Here is a 321-nt window from a genome sequence, read left to right as displayed (position 1 = left end):
GGTATCCGAGCCTCGCCGACCTAATTCGCAGGTAGTCTAGTTGACGCAAGACAGTCCGTGCCGGATCGCGTACCGGATCACGTCGGTGTTGTTCGTGATGCCGAGTTTCTGCATCAGCCGCATCTTGTGGGTGCTGATCGTTTTTGCACTGAGCGCGCACACATCCGCGATTTCGTTAAGGCTCTTTCCCGCAGAGAGCATTTGCAAGACCTGAAACTCGCGGTCTGACAGCACTTCATGCGGTGGCACGTCGCCGCGGTGCCTGTCGAAGACCATTGCGTCGACGAGCCTCGGATCGATGAAACGCCCGCCGCCCGCGAT

The 321-nt window shown here is 58.9% G+C and carries 1 protein-coding gene; it reads right to left on the bottom strand.

The window, feature by feature from the left end; all coding sequences use genetic code 11:
* Positions 1-36 precede the first annotated feature (36 nt).
* Positions 37-321, bottom strand: a 285-nt coding sequence (locus tag ACLFKU_RS44485) for a response regulator transcription factor (RefSeq protein WP_410853485.1), incomplete at its 5' end; no start/stop codon positions are given.

It is taken from the genome of Paraburkholderia sp. EG304, assembly GCF_046543485.1.
Classification (GTDB): domain Bacteria; phylum Pseudomonadota; class Gammaproteobacteria; order Burkholderiales; family Burkholderiaceae; genus Paraburkholderia; species Paraburkholderia youngii.
This window is presented reverse-complemented; position numbering and strand designations above follow the sequence as displayed.